9 protein-coding genes are annotated in these 13657 nt (G+C 61.7%); 1 reads left to right on the top strand and 8 read right to left on the bottom strand.

Annotated elements, in window-relative coordinates:
* The first annotated feature begins 19 nt into the window (after window positions 1-19).
* Window positions 20-1789, top strand: coding sequence for an SLC13 family permease (locus tag WJU23_RS09060; protein WP_346332233.1), 1770 nt, complete (start codon window positions 20-22; stop codon window positions 1787-1789).
* A gap of 17 nt (window positions 1790-1806) precedes the next feature.
* On the opposite strand, the gene WJU23_RS09055 is transcribed toward WJU23_RS09060, so the two are convergent.
* From WJU23_RS09055 to WJU23_RS09020, 8 genes are all read right to left on the bottom strand, one after another.
* On the bottom strand, window positions 1807-2610 hold the full coding sequence (locus WJU23_RS09055) for a biotin--[acetyl-CoA-carboxylase] ligase (protein WP_346332232.1): 804 nt from the start codon (window positions 2608-2610) through the stop codon (window positions 1807-1809).
* Window positions 2611-2636: 26 nt separating this feature from the next.
* Window positions 2637-3326, bottom strand: a complete 690-nt coding sequence (locus WJU23_RS09050; protein WP_346332231.1) for an HAD hydrolase-like protein — start codon at window positions 3324-3326, stop codon at window positions 2637-2639.
* 89 nt (window positions 3327-3415) lie between these two features.
* Entirely contained in the window at window positions 3416-4216 is an 801-nt protein-coding gene (gene infC / locus WJU23_RS09045; protein ID WP_346332230.1) for a translation initiation factor IF-3, read from the bottom strand.
* A 696-nt stretch (window positions 4217-4912) separates the two neighbouring features.
* Entirely contained in the window at window positions 4913-7459 is a 2547-nt protein-coding gene (locus tag WJU23_RS09040; protein WP_346332229.1) for a DUF3516 domain-containing protein, read from the bottom strand.
* A 63-nt stretch (window positions 7460-7522) separates the two neighbouring features.
* Window positions 7523-7975: an RDD family protein gene (locus WJU23_RS09035; protein WP_346332228.1), complete on the bottom strand. Its 453-nt coding sequence runs from the start codon at window positions 7973-7975 to the stop codon at window positions 7523-7525.
* Between the two features lie 304 nt (window positions 7976-8279).
* Window positions 8280-10127: an acyl-CoA dehydrogenase family protein gene (locus WJU23_RS09030; RefSeq protein ID WP_346332227.1), complete on the bottom strand. Its 1848-nt coding sequence runs from the start codon at window positions 10125-10127 to the stop codon at window positions 8280-8282.
* Window positions 10128-10168: 41 nt separating this feature from the next.
* Window positions 10169-12301, bottom strand: coding sequence for a 3-hydroxyacyl-CoA dehydrogenase NAD-binding domain-containing protein (locus tag WJU23_RS09025; RefSeq protein ID WP_346332226.1), 2133 nt, complete (start codon window positions 12299-12301; stop codon window positions 10169-10171).
* Between the two features lie 36 nt (window positions 12302-12337).
* The gene (locus WJU23_RS09020; protein WP_346332225.1) at window positions 12338-13615 is read right to left on the bottom strand and encodes a thiolase family protein; all 1278 of its coding nucleotides are present in this window, start codon (window positions 13613-13615) and stop codon (window positions 12338-12340) included.
* Window positions 13616-13657: the final 42 nt, after the last annotated feature.

Below are 13657 nucleotides of genomic sequence, written 5' to 3'. Positions count from 1 at the left end.
CCATCATCGGCGCTCGTTCATGGAACCCTATCTTGTTATTGGCCTGCTAGTGGGGGCCGTCATCCTTTTTGCCTCGGAGAAGATCTCTGTGGACCTGGTCACGCTGGGCCTGCTTAGCCTGCTGGTGATCTTTGGCGTGCTGAATGTGCAGGAGGCCTTCGCGGGCTTTGGCAATGAGATCATTGTGATGCTGGGCTCCATTTTCATCATTGGCGCAGCTTTGCGGGACACCGGAGTTTTAGACAGTCTGGGAAGTTTGCTGGCCAAAACGTCGGGAGGCAAGCCCGAACGGGTGGCAGCGGGGATGATGTTGAGTGTGGGAGGCATCTCGGCCTTCATGAACAATACGACGGTGACAGCCATGTTCCTGGGACCGGTCATCGGCATGGCGCGGCGGTTGAAGATCTCCCCTTCGCGGCTCCTGATGCCGCTGTCATTTGCCTCGATTTTGGGCGGGACATGTACGCTCATTGGCACCTCCACCAATGTGGCGGTAAGCGGGGCGATGAAGACGCGCGGGCTGGGGGAGATCGGCATGTTTGAGATCACGCCAATCGGCCTGATCCTGTTTGGATGCGGGCTCGTTTACTTGCTGACAGTTGGCATGCGGTGGGTGCCGGAACGTGACCGGGCAGCGCATGATGACGATGGTGGACAGATCCGGGAATATCTTTCTGAGGTGGTGATCTTGCCGGACTCGCCGTTGATCGGACAGGTGGCATTCAATTCGGATTTCTCTGTTTTGGAGTTCCAGGTCGTCAAGGTGCGGCGGGGTGAGTCTGATTTGCTGCTCGGACCCCAAACGCTTTTTGAGGAAGGTGACGTTGTGTTGGTGGCCGGGAAGGTGCGGAACCTCATCAAGGTGAAGAAGATTGAAGGGATTGATATCCGTGAGGATGTGCAACTGCGGCGCTCCGGGGTGGACATGACCGATGCGAGTGTGGCGGAAGTCGTACTCACGCCGCGTTCAGGCCTGGTCGGCCAGACCCTGCGCGGGAGCAATTTTCGCCGTCGTACGGGGTTGTCGGTCCTGGCGCTTCTCCGTGGAGACCGCACGCTGAATGACCATATGGCGGATGTGGTTCTGCATGCAGGGGATCTGTTGCTTCTGCAGGGGCCGTATGACCGCTTCCAGAAATTTGAGCAAGAGGCCGAGATGGTGGTCATCACGGAGCATAGCTACAGTGTCTCAGCCCGGAAGCGGGGGGTGGCGCTGCTGATTGCCTTTGCCCTGGCGGTGACGGCCAGCAGTTATGGACTGGTGCCGGCCTCCGTGGCTTTTTTGATGACGGCGTTACTGGCTTTGGCCACCCGCTGCATCAGTCTGAACACAGCTTATGAGAACATTGACTGGCGGCTGCTGATCTTGATCGGCGGCATGACGGCCTTTGGCACAGCCATGGCTGCTTCAGGTGCAGACAAGCTGGTGGCAGGAGTGGTGACGCATTTGCTCAATCCCTATGGAGCGATGAGTGTATTGGCTGGATTCTGCGTTCTGACGTTCCTGCTCACCCAGCCCATGACCAATGCAGCCGCTGCGCTGGTGGTGCTCCCGATCGCCCTGGAAGCGGCAGACAGCATGGGGGCCAACCCGCGTACTTTTGGGATTGCGATCATGCTTAGTGCCAGCATTTCCGTGCTGACTCCCTTTGAGCCCAGTTCCATTCTTGTGTATGGTCCGGGCAAGTACAGGTTCAGTGATTTTATCAAGGTGGGAAGCGGCCTGATGGTGATCAGCTTGACGGTGATACTGCTGCTGGTGCCGTTATTCTGGCCTCTGAAACTGTGAGCGGTTTTCGGTTTTTTTCATGATGAGACCACCTGGCGCACACCTTCAGCACTGGTTAGGGTGCGCAGGCTGCCGTCTGTCATGGCCAGGATGAGATGGCCTTCCTGGTTGATGTCCAGGGCGCGGCCATAGATCTCCCGGCCTTCCACCGTGGCCCGGATCTGCCTGCCGATGAGCCAGCTCCGCCGGCGCACGGCGGCCACCGCTTCATCATACCCGGTGCTGAGATGCCGGAACTGAAACGCCAGCTCCTTTAGCAGGCGGAGGGCCAGCGGGCCGCGGTCCAGCTCACGCACCTGGATGCCGGCGGGCAGGGAGAGAAACAGGGAGGTGGCCGTCTCCGCCAGTTCTGGGGGAAACTCGCGGGCGTTCACATTCAGGCCGATGCCCAGCACCAGCGCCATGCCCTGCGGCGTGGTGACGGCCTCCGCCAGCAGGCCGGAGGCCTTGCGTCCGTTGACGTAAATGTCGTTAGGCCATTTGATCTGCGGTTCCAGCGGCAGCTCCTCCTCAACCGCCCGGCACAGGGCCAGCGCCGCCAGCGTGGTGAAGCGCGGCCACAGGGCCACGGGCTCCTCCGGCCGCAGCAGGATGGAAAACATCAGGTCCAGGCCGCGCGGGGCGGTCCAGCGGTTGTCACGCCGCCCGCGTCCGGCCGTTTGGGATTCGGCAAAAAGGACGCTGCCATGACCTTCGCCCTGGAGCGCAGCCGTGCGCAGTGCATCGCTGGTGGAAGGGATCTCATCCACCACGCGCACCTGCCAGGGCAGGTCCAGCGCGGCGCATTCCTGGCGCATCCAGGCTTCATTCAGCAGGCTCATGAGAGGAGGGCGGTAATCAGATACTTTTATGACAGCAGCAGTTCGCAGACTTCCTCCGCCTCCGCCAGGCTTTCCCGGACCTGCCAGGGGGCATGAGCCGCCAGGGCAGAGGCCGCAAAGTGGCCGGTGCCCACGGCCAGGCAGCGTGCCCCTATGGCATGGGCGCAGGCGATGTCCTTCGGCGTGTCCCCGATGACGATGACCTGGTCCGCAGTATAAGCGCGGCCCGTCATGGCCTGCATCCGGCGCAGCGCCACCGGCCCCAGCAGATTCCGGTCCTCTGCATCATCGCCAAAAGCGCCGTCCAGGAAATAGGGGTGCAGCTGAAAGCGCTGAAGCTTCGCCTCCGCCCCGGCGCGGACATTGCCCGTCAGCAGGCCCACGTCCACGTCCGCGCGGTTCATCAGCAGGGGTAGCAGGGACAGCACGCCCGGCAGCGTCTGTCCGGCGAAGGAGCTGTGGTTTAACCGCGCCTGGAGACGCTGCAGGTAGCACTCCAGATACTGGCGCACCAGTGTGTCCGTCACCTCATGGCCCGTCTGGCCGAACAGCTTGCGGATCACGCCGCCATCCGTCGCGCCCGCCAGATCCAGCGGCGGCAGTTTTTCACGCGCCACCCCCAGCACCTCTTCAACCGCATCCAGCAGCGAGGCGCCGCCGGCACCGCCGGTATCGAGAAGGGTTCCATCAATGTCAAAAAGCAGGAGTCGGGGCATGGAAATCAGTGGGGGAGATAGGCCAAAACATATTGGCCGTGGTTTGGGGAAAACCACGGCCAACCTTTGAAAAACCTCAAAGAGGGGTCTTAACTTTGTGCAGGAGGCGCCTTTGGGGCCTCGGCCGCTTCAGCCGCAGGAGCGTCGGCATGATGATCATCATGGTGGTCATCATGTTCCTCATGCTTGTCCTCACGCGGGTCATGATCACCCTGGTGCATGTCTTTTTCGTCCGTCACGCCCTTCAGGTGGGTCTTGAACTTACGATGACGCTGACGTTCAGGCAGCGGGCTCATCTGCATGTTGATGTTACGGCCGGCCATCTTCGGCTCCTGGTCCGCATGGCCCATGGTCAGCAGGTCGGCTTTGATCTTGGCCGCCAGGGCATGGCCCAGTTCCTGGTGGGCCATCTGGCGGCCGCGGAACTGGAGCTGGATGCGCACTTTGTGACCTTCCGCCAGAAAGTCTTCCGCATGGACGATCTTGATGAGATAATCATGCGGATCAATGCCGATGCGGAATTTAAGCTCTTTCAGCTTGCCGCCTTTCTGGTGCTTGTGAGCCTCTTTTTTGTGCTTCTCCTGGATGTACTTGTACTTGCCGTAGTCAACGATTTTGCACACCGGCGGCTCCGCATTGGAGGCCACCTCAACCAGGTCCAGCCCGCGCTCCTTGGCCATGCGCAGGGCCTGCTGGGTCGGCAGCACGCCGTACTGCTGGTTGGTGATGCCGTCCACCACGCGCACCTTCGGCGCACGGATGCGCTCGTTCACCCGGGTCTGGTCCGCATAGCGGCTGTTGTTGCGCTGGGGTCGGCCACCACCGGGCCGGTTAAAGGGAGGCCCCCCGCCGGTACGAGGCTGGTAGCCGCCAGGGGCGGGACGGTTCACAGGGGCGCTGGGTGTGCCGGCGGCAGGGGATGTGGCCCCGGCAGCAGGTTGCGCAGGGGGTGGATTGGCGTTAGGACGCGCGCCGAATTGGCCGGCGCTCAAATTATTGAATGGATTGCTAATGGCTGACCTCCAGTTGTGTTCGGTTCAAAGGGCACAATACGCCCCGTGAAAATGGGTTAATCGCTCCACGGATCATCTCAAACATATCGCACCGTGGGGGCTGTCTGACGCATGGACGGGCTTTCCTTCACCCGGTCATGCGGGCGCGGTAAGGAAAGGCTCAAACAAATCATGCGAAAGAAAAAATTGTGGGGAATGAGCAACGTCGTGCTGCTCAGGATTCGAAAAAGAATCCGTATCTGGATGCCACAACGAACGAAGTTACCAATTTCTTAGCACGGAGCAAGATGTTTTCTGAGAAAGTCCGCCAGGAGGCAGAAGGCTGCCAGGTTGCTGAAAGACCGAAGAGGAGCTTCCCGCACCCGACTTCCGCATCACCCACGCCCCCACCTCTCCCGCTCTGCGAGATCAGAGGAAAGTTAGGCGAGTAAAAGACTCGCGCTTCATGCGAGGTGCCTTTCCCGGAGCGCGTGTATGCTGAGCGAAGCGATGCTACTCGCCATTCTGGTCTGTGGACTCCGCCTTATCCACTCATCTCCCCTCAACCCCAAGACGCTCGCCACTCAACCCACTTCACCCCCCAACCACCGGCCCCAAACTCACTAAAACCAAGGCCGGTTTTCCCTCTTCCTTCGCCTTGGCCAGATCCACGGTGAAGACGGCCTGCCAGTCGTTAAGGGCATCGAGATCCACGAGGACTTGGGAAACTTTCCAGGTCTTGTGGTCTTCAGCCGGTTCGACAAAGGTGTAGCGGCCGTTGCGGGCTTCGTTGTCCAGCAGCAGGCGGTCGTGCTCGTCGTAATACGGCTCCATGGTGGAGGCCAGCGTTTCGGCGGTCCACAACACAGGAGCGGGCTGCGGGCCGAGGGAGGCGAGGGCGCTGCGATAGTCGCCAATGACGAGGCCACGCAGGAAACGGAAGATCTCCGTGCGGATGAGGGCGGTGAACTCGCGCCGGTTGCGGGTGATGTCAGGAGCTTCTTCCGCCTTCTCCTCGGCGGGCTGCCACTCGGGGTTGCGCAGGCGCTCCCATTCATCCATCAGGCTGGAGTCCGTGCCCCGCAGCAGGCCGGCCAGCCAGGCTTCCATCTCCTGCACGGGCTCGGTTTTAAAAGTGTCCGGCACGGTCTGGGACAGCACTTTGTAAACGGAGGAGAGATGCCGCAGCAGGACGCCTTCGGTGCGGTGCAGGTCGTAGTCCTGGATGTAATCGGTGAAGTTGCGGAAGTTCTCAAACATCTCGCGCACGATGCTTTTCGGGCGGATGTTTTCTTGGCCAACCCAGGGATGCAGCGCGGAAAATTCATTGAAGGTGTTGTAGATGAAATCGCGGCAGGGCTTGGGATACTCCAGCTCCTCCAGCCGGGCGATGCGCTCCTCATAGGGAACGCCTTCTTCCTTCATGGCGGCCATGGCTTCATCCTTCACCTTGCTGAGCTGGCGGCGGAGAATCAGGTCCGGGTTCTCCAAGATGGACTCGCACAGCGTCAGCACATCCGCCGCGTAATTGGGCGAGGCGGGATCAATGACCGCCAATGTATCAATGAGGTAGAGCGACAGCGTGTGGTTCAGGGAAAAGTCATCCTGCAGCTCCACATTCAGCCGCAGTTTTTGCGCCGGGCTCTGGCGCTCGCGCGGCGGGATGATGGATATGATCTTGCGCTCCACCAGGGATCGAAAGAGCTGCCAGGCGCGGTCCTGGTGCTGCTTTTTCGCCGTGGCCGTTTCGTGGGAATCGGCGATGAGATCCCGCATGGCGGCGCAGCCGTCGCCCTCGCGGCTCAGCACCTGCAGCAGCATGCCGTGGGAGACCTGGAATCGGGACACCAGCGGCTCCGGCGCAGCGGTTTGCAGCTTTTTAAAAGTGTCCTCACTCCAGCCCACGAAGCCCTCCGGCGCTTTCTTTTTCACCATCTTGCGCATCTTCTTCACATCGCCAGCGGCCTTGGCCTCCATCTTGGCGTTTTCGATGATGTGCTCCGGGGCCTGGGCCACGACGAAGCCGATGTCATCAAACCCGCGCCGCCCGGCACGCCCGGTGATCTGGTGGAAATCACGCGCGGTCAGCGTGGCCACTTTCTGGCCGCCGTATTTGCTCAGGCGGGTCAGCAGTACCGTGCGGATGGGCACATTCACGCCGACGCCCAGCGTGTCCGTGCCGCAGATGACTTTCAGCAGCCCACGCTGCGCCAGCTTTTCCACCAGCATGCGATATTTGGGCAGCAGACCCGCATGGTGAATGCCCACGCCATGATGCAAATACTTCTTCACTTCCTTGCCATACGGACTGGTGAATTTGGCCCCCTCCAGGCACTCTTTGATGGCCGTCTTTTCGGCGGTGGAGCAGAAGTTCAGGCTCATCAGATCCTGCGCGGCCTGGGCGGCATCGTTCTGGGTGAAGTGCACCAGATAAACCGGCGTTTTCTTCGCCTCCACCAGCTCCTGCAGCGTCACGTCCACAGACGTGGTGGCATAGTTGAACTCCAGCGGCACCGGCCGCGTCTGGGAGGAGATGATGACACTCTCCGCCTGCGTCAGCCGGGCCAGCTCGCGCTGGAAAAAATCCGTCGCCCCCAGCGTGGCGGAGATGAGCAGGAAGCGCGACTTCCGCATGGTGAGCAGCGGCACCTGCCAGGCCACACCGCGCTCATGATCCGAGTAGTAGTGGAACTCGTCCATGATGACCTCATGGAACGGGGCGTTCTCGCCATCGCGCAGCGCATAGTTGGCCAGGATCTCCGCCGTGCAGCAGAGGATGGGCGCGTTGCGGTTCACCGTCGCATCCCCCGTGGCCATGCCGACATTCTCCGGGCCGAAATCCCGGCACAGGGCCAGGAATTTTTCATTCACCAGCGCCTTGATCGGGCAGGTGTAAACCGAGCGCCGCCCTTTGGCCAGCGATCGGAAATGCAGCGCCGTGGCCACAAGGGATTTGCCCGAGCCGGTGGGCGTGTTGAGGATGACGTTTTTATCCTCGAACAGCTCCAGGATGGCCTCCTCCTGCGCGGGGTAAAGCTCCAGGTTTTTCTCCGCCACATATTCCAAAAACTGCCCGAGCAGCTCATCGTTGGAGCAGCCAGGCGATTTCGGCAGGAGGCGGAGCAGAGGATGGTCGGACATTCAGCCCCCAGTTTCGCCAGGGGCTGAGGTCAGGCAATCAAAGACTGAACCGCAGGGTCTGAATCAAAGCTGGATGACCTTGGTCTCGGCGAGGTCATCGTGAAGCGTGTTGCGGCCAGGGCGGAAGATGCAAAGCGCATCTGCCAGCAGCACCAAGGCTCCAAGATAAGGAATGGCGCCGACCAGCCAGACCGGCAGCAACCGCTTGGTAATGATGTGCATCCGGTCGGCCGGTCTGCCGTCTCTGCGGACGATCTTCAGGTTCAGCAACTTTTTACCCAAGGTCTGTCCCTGCTGAAGAAAGGTCCAGTTGATCCCCACCAGCACGGCCGCGAAGAGGAGGCTAAAAACAATAGGGGGAAGCGCACCAGTGATGAATTGGAGAATGACCACGCAGATGATGGCCGCAATCATATCAATGATGTGGGAGGCAAGCCGGATCCAGATGGAGGCCAGTGCAGGATCTACGGCAGCCTCCATGGCTGCTGGAGCGCCCGTGGGCATGGGCGTGGGCATTGGTGGCGGCGTGGAATGTGGCGTTGGCGTGGGAGGTGGAACATCCATAAGTCTCGGGTCACTTTGTTAGGTTAATGAGGCGTCAAGCAGGCAGCCAAAGCTCTTTTATCATTATGCAACGGACCGACGGAATCAGCGAGCAGAAGCCACCCATCTAAGTATATAATCCTTTTTTAGCAGAAATGTTGCAGTTAGGCACCTCCATTCGGTAAAATAGATTCCTCAGGTATTTAGCATAACGCCTCCAAATCCCAAAGGGAAAGGAGGCGTTAAATCATGTGCTGGCTACAGGAAGACCATTCATTTAGCTCATCAAATCCCGGCTCACCTCACGAGCTTCTTTTTCCAGCGTGTCGTCCAGCTTCTCATAGTGCTGCCGCAGGCGCTGGCGGGTCAGTTTGCCAAAGTAGTGGACCTTGCGCACCAGCCTGTCAATCTCACCGGAATTGACGGACGAATCCGTGATGCGGGATTCCGCATAGGACAGGGTGGTGGACCAGACGAAAAGCTCGGCTCCGATGTCCACCAGGCTGCCTAACAAAATTTGCCGACGCTCAAGAGCCGGGCCGTTGAGAGCCATGGCATGGAAGAGCGTGCGGGCCAGCTTGCGGCTCTGGCCGGCGATGAACTGGAGATCCTTTTGCAGATCTGGATGCAGGTTTTTGCCAGCCAGGCCGGTGCTGGCGGGCAGCCACATCCGGGGATACCAGGTGGAGTAGGTGCGGCCTGCGCGGAAGACGGCTTTGGCACGCCGCGTCAGGGGCAGGGTGGAGTTAACCACATCGGCCCCGATTTTCAAATGCGGGTCCAGGATTTCACGGGCGATGAAGAGGCGCATGATCTCGCTGCTGCCCTCAAAGATCGTGTTGATGCGGCAGTCGCGGAAGAGCCGCTCCACAGGGTCCGCCGTCTCGCCACGGGCACGCAGGGAGTCCGCCGTTTCATACCCGCGGCCACCGCGGATCTGCATCGTGTCATCCACGATCTGCCAGGCGCGCTCGCTGCCCCAGAGCTTGGCAATGGCTGCCTCGAGGCGCACATCGGCATGCTTGTCGCGGTCCACCAGCGCGGAGACATATCGCACCATGGCCTCCATGGCAAAGGCGTCCGCCCCCATGCGGGCGATCTTGTCCGCCACCGCCGCATGTTTGCCCACGGGCTGGCCCCACTGGACACGATCAGCGGCCCAGCGGGTGGAGATTTCCACACAGCGCTTGGCCATGCCGGTGCAGGCGGCGGGCAGGGTGATGCGGCCGGTGTTCAATGTGGTGAGGGCGACCTTGAGGCCACGGCCTTCACCGCCGAGGATATTCTCACGCGGCACGCGCACGTTTTCAAAACGGACGACGCCGTTGTAAAGCGCCCGCAGGCCCATGAATCGGCAGCGATGGATGATCTCCACGCCCGGCCAGGAGGTCTCCACGATGAATGCGGAGGTGGCGTGCGGCTTGTCCCGTGTGGGCGTGCGCGCCATCACGACGATGAGCCCGGCCTTGAGGCTGTTCGTGCACCACAGCTTTTCCCCATTGATGATGAAGTGGTCCGGCCCGTCCGGCACGGCCATGGTGGTCATGCGGGCAGGGTCGCTGCCGACGTCATTTTCGGTCAGGGCAAAGGCGCTGATCTCACCCTGGGCACAGCGCGGCAGATACTTGGCCTTCTGCTCCTCCGTGCCAAACAAAATGAGCGGCTGCGGCGCACCGATGGACTGGTGCGCGGACAGCAGCGCGGCCAGGTTTCCGCACTCACCGCCCAGCAGCATGGCGGCGCGGGAATAGTTGGTCTGTGACAGGCCCAGGCCTTTGTATTGGCGGGGAATCTTGATGCCGAAGGCACCCAGCGCGGCCAGCTCTTCCAGCAGCGCGTCCGGGATCTCTCCCGTACGGTCGATCTCATCCGGATCGGCATGGTCCAGCACGCCGCGCAGGCGGGAAAGGAAGGCATCTCCCTGGTCCCGGTCCTCCACCGACTGGGCGGGGAAAGGCAGGATCTGGTCAAAATTCGGCGTGCCGAAAAACAGCCCGGCGGCCAGGCCGGCGTTGTTACGCTCGTCCCGCGCCGCTTCCGCCATCTCCAGGGCGGCTTTCTGGCCGGGGGACATTTTTGACATGTCAATCATGGCTGCAGGTGGCGGGGCGAGTTCTGTTTTCATAAAGGTAGGATGGGAGGAGGACGGGTTGATAACATCATTCGTTAGACCTCGTGGAACCGTGCAGGTTCAAAGGAATGTGGGGGCGGGGTGGAAGAAGCGAGCAGGCGCAGCTCCACGCTGGCATTGTCGGCGCCGTATTCGTGGATCCAGCTCAGCGGCCCGCCGCGTGATGGCGGATAGCCAGTGCCCAGGATCATGGCCAGGTCAATGTCCGCCGGGTCGCGGGTCAGGCCTTCATCGGCACAGCGGGCGGCCTCGTTGCTGATCAGCAGCGCCAGCCGGTGCTGCACCTGTTCCACCTGCGTGTGGTCCTTGATTTTGTCCCGCTTCCTCGGGAGCTTGGACTGGCCATGTTTGTAGAAACCCTCACCGGATTTCTTGCCCAGTTTGCCCTCGGCCACCATGAGGTTGAGCAGGTCAGACGGGGCCATCCGGTCCGGATAGGCGACGCACAGGGTGCTGGCCACGTGGGCCGCCACATCCAGGCCGATCTCATCCAGCAGGCGCATGGGTCCCATGGGCATGCCAAACTCCAGCATGGCCTCATCAATGATGTCTGCAGAGATGCCGCTTTCATGCAGGCGCACGGCCTCCATCAGGTAAGGCATCAGGATGCGGTTGACGACGAATCCAGGACTGTCCTTCACCACCACCGGCGTCTTGCCAAGCCTCTGCACAAAGGTCACGGCGGTGGCGATGACATCGTCGGAGGTGTCTTCCGTCACAATGATTTCCACCAGCGGCATGCGGTGCACCGGATTGAAAAAGTGCAGGCCGATGACCCGCTCCGGATGCGGCAGGCTGCGCGCCAGCTCCGTCACGGACAGGGCGGAGGTATTGGTGGCCAGGATGGCATCCGGCCCCGCGCGTTCGGCCAGGTTGGCGAAGATTTTTTTCTTCAGCACCATGTCCTCCGTGGCCGCTTCGATGATCAGCGGATAGCGGGTCAGCGGCACCGGCTCATGCTCCGGTGTGATGCGGTCCAGGCTGTCCCGGAGGTCCTTCTGGGTGATGGCCCGGCGCTTCACGCCCTCTTTCAAAAGCTGGTTTACGCGGTTCAGACCGCTCCCCAGGGACTGTGTGCTGACATCCTGCATCAGCACATGATTTCCCTTGCTGGCGATCCAGTGGGCAATGCCCGATCCCATCACTCCGGCGCCGATCACGGCCACATCATGAATGGTCAGCGACACACCGCGCGGATGCGGTTTTTTCGACGCCTCCTCTTTGCGGAAGAAGACATCAATGAGGTGCTCGGTCTGCGGAGTCAGGGCCAGGTCCAGAATGGCATGGCGCTCCTGTTCCAGCGCTTTGTTCATTGGCAGGACGGAGGCATTCACAGCCACCTCGATGGCCCGCAGCGGAGCCTGGTAAAGGCCGCGCGTTTTGGCCATGACCTGGCCCCGGACATGATGCGCCAGCGCCTGGCGGATGCCGGGCAGCTTCCAAAAAGTGTGGCTCAGCGGCTGTACCCGGTCGGGCAGGCCATGGGCCACCATGTGGCGGGCGGCCGCTTCCAGATGCTCACGCGGCACGACCTTGTCCACGAGTCCGCGCCACAGCGCCTGGCGTGGCTTGAGCTGGCGTCCGCTGACGATGAGATCCAGCGCGGCAGGCAGGCCGAGCAGGCGCGGCAGACGGGTGGAGCCGCCCCAGGCCGGGATGAGGCCGAGCTGCGTCTCCGGCAGGCCCAGGCGCGTGTGGCTGCTGTCGCTGGCGATGCGGGCATTGCAGGCCAGCGTCACCTCCAGGCCACCGCCCAGGCAGGCTCCATGGATGAGCGCGATCTTGGGGCAGGGCAGGGCAGCCAGCCGGTTAAAGACGGCCTGGCCACGTTCGATCAGCGTCTCCACCCTGCGCACCGGCGCGCTGCGCACAGCCTTGAGATCGGCCCCGGCCACGAAGATTTTGTCCTTCGCGCTGCTGAGGATCAGCGCCTTGACAGATCCCTGGCGGCTGAGCGCATCCAGGCAGAGGTCAAATTCGCGGAGAGTCGTTTCATTCCAGACATTGGCGGCGCTGCCTGCCATGTCGAAGGTGATCCAGGCGGTGTCATTTTCGTCCATGATCAGACGGAAATGTCTCAGCGACTGGATGCGTGTTGCAGGGGTGGGAGGACGGGGAACGAAGCTGTCTTTCTCCGCCACGATTTTATCGAGCAGATGTGAGTTCATGATAGTTAAGAGTATGAGGTTGTATGATTAAAAGGGTCAGGCTCTTTCGAGCAGGGCTGCACCGCCCTGGCCTCCGCCGATGCAGAGGCTGACCAGGGCCTTGCGGCCGCCGGTTTCACGTAGCTGGTCCAGCGCGGTGAGCACCAGGCGGGCGCCCGTGGCTCCCACCGGATGACCGAGGGCGATGGCACCGCCGCGCGGGTTCAGCCGCTCTTCGTCTATTTCTCCCAAAGGCGCTTCCAGGCCCGCACGGCGGGCGCAGCCTGAGTCTTTGAGGCACTCCAGCACGGCCAGGACCTGGGCGGCGAAGGCTTCATTGATCTCCACCACGTCCATGTCAGCCAGGGTGTCCGGCGTGCGGTGCAGCAGGGCATCCATGGCACGGACAGGTCCCAGGCCCATGCGGCGCGGGTCACAGCCGGTGTAGGCATAGTCCACCAAGCGGCCCAGCGGCTGCCAGCCATGGCGTGCCACGGCCTCTTCACTGGCCACCAGCATGGCCACTGCACCGTCGGTGAGCTGGCTGGAATTTCCCGCCGTGACACTGCCGTGATGACGCTCAAACAGGGGTTTCAGGCGGCCCAGTTTTTCCAGGGTGGAATCGTTACGCACACCGTTGTCCGCCAGCACCGGTTCCACGGACCGGCCCAGGAGATAAAGCGGTGCCGTTTCTTTTTGCAAAGCGGCGGCGGCCGTGGCGGCACGCTGATGGCTGCGCAGGGCAAAGGCGTCCTGGCGTTCACGCGTGATTTTAAATTCACGCGCCAGCAGCTCCGCCGTCTCCCCCATGTTCATTTCCACGACCGGGTCGGTCAGGCCGAGCTTCAAGCCGATGACCGGGGCAAAATCCGAGAGCCGGAAAGAGGTCATCGCCCCCATCTTCTGGCCAAAACTGCGGGCCTTGCCCAGGCTGCCAAATTTACCGGCGGCGCGCTGGGAGAAATACAGCGGCATGTTGGACATGCTCTCGGTGCCGCCGACGATGAAGACATCACCCTGGCCCGCGCACATTTTGGCATGGGCCGTGGTCAGCGCTTCCAGGCCGGAGGCACAGTTGCGGTGCACCGTCATGGCAGGCTTGGCTTCCGGCAGCCCAGCGCGCAGGGCGATGACACGGGCGATGTTTTGCGCATCGGCCGGCTGGCCGACACATCCGAAAATGGTTTCATCCACTGCCTGGGGATCCAGACCGGTGCGGGAGAGCAGGGCGGACACGGCAGCCTTGCCGAGATCCACCGCATCCAGCCCGGAAAGGCTGCTGCCCGCGCGGGTAAAGGGCGTGCGGATGGCGGAGACAATATAAAGAGGTTTCATGGCTTAAAGGGGATGGAAGCCGGTGAAGCGAACCCGGGCCCG

It is taken from the genome of Prosthecobacter sp. SYSU 5D2, from assembly GCF_039655865.1.
Taxonomy (GTDB): Bacteria; Verrucomicrobiota; Verrucomicrobiia; order Verrucomicrobiales; family Verrucomicrobiaceae; genus Prosthecobacter.
The sequence above is the reverse complement of the archived record's forward strand: the minus strand, read 5'-3'. Positions and strand labels throughout refer to the sequence as shown.

Bases quoted from the DNA above. Each gene is read 5' to 3' on its own strand.
- WJU23_RS09060 (WP_346332233.1), top strand. From the start codon at position 20: ATGGAACCCTATCTTGTTATTGGCCTGCTAGTGGGGGCCGTCATCCTT.
- WJU23_RS09055 (WP_346332232.1), bottom strand. From the start codon at position 2,610: ATGAGCCTGCTGAATGAAGCCTGGATGCGCCAGGAATGCGCCGCGCTG.
- WJU23_RS09050 (WP_346332231.1), bottom strand. From the start codon at position 3,326: ATGCCCCGACTCCTGCTTTTTGACATTGATGGAACCCTTCTCGATACC.
- WJU23_RS09040 (WP_346332229.1), bottom strand. From the start codon at position 7,459: ATGTCCGACCATCCTCTGCTCCGCCTCCTGCCGAAATCGCCTGGCTGC.
- WJU23_RS09035 (WP_346332228.1), bottom strand. From the start codon at position 7,975: ATGCCCACGCCCATGCCCACGGGCGCTCCAGCAGCCATGGAGGCTGCC.
- WJU23_RS09030 (WP_346332227.1), bottom strand. From the start codon at position 10,127: ATGAAAACAGAACTCGCCCCGCCACCTGCAGCCATGATTGACATGTCA.
- WJU23_RS09025 (WP_346332226.1), bottom strand. From the start codon at position 12,301: ATGAACTCACATCTGCTCGATAAAATCGTGGCGGAGAAAGACAGCTTC.
- WJU23_RS09020 (WP_346332225.1), bottom strand. From the start codon at position 13,615: ATGAAACCTCTTTATATTGTCTCCGCCATCCGCACGCCCTTTACCCGC.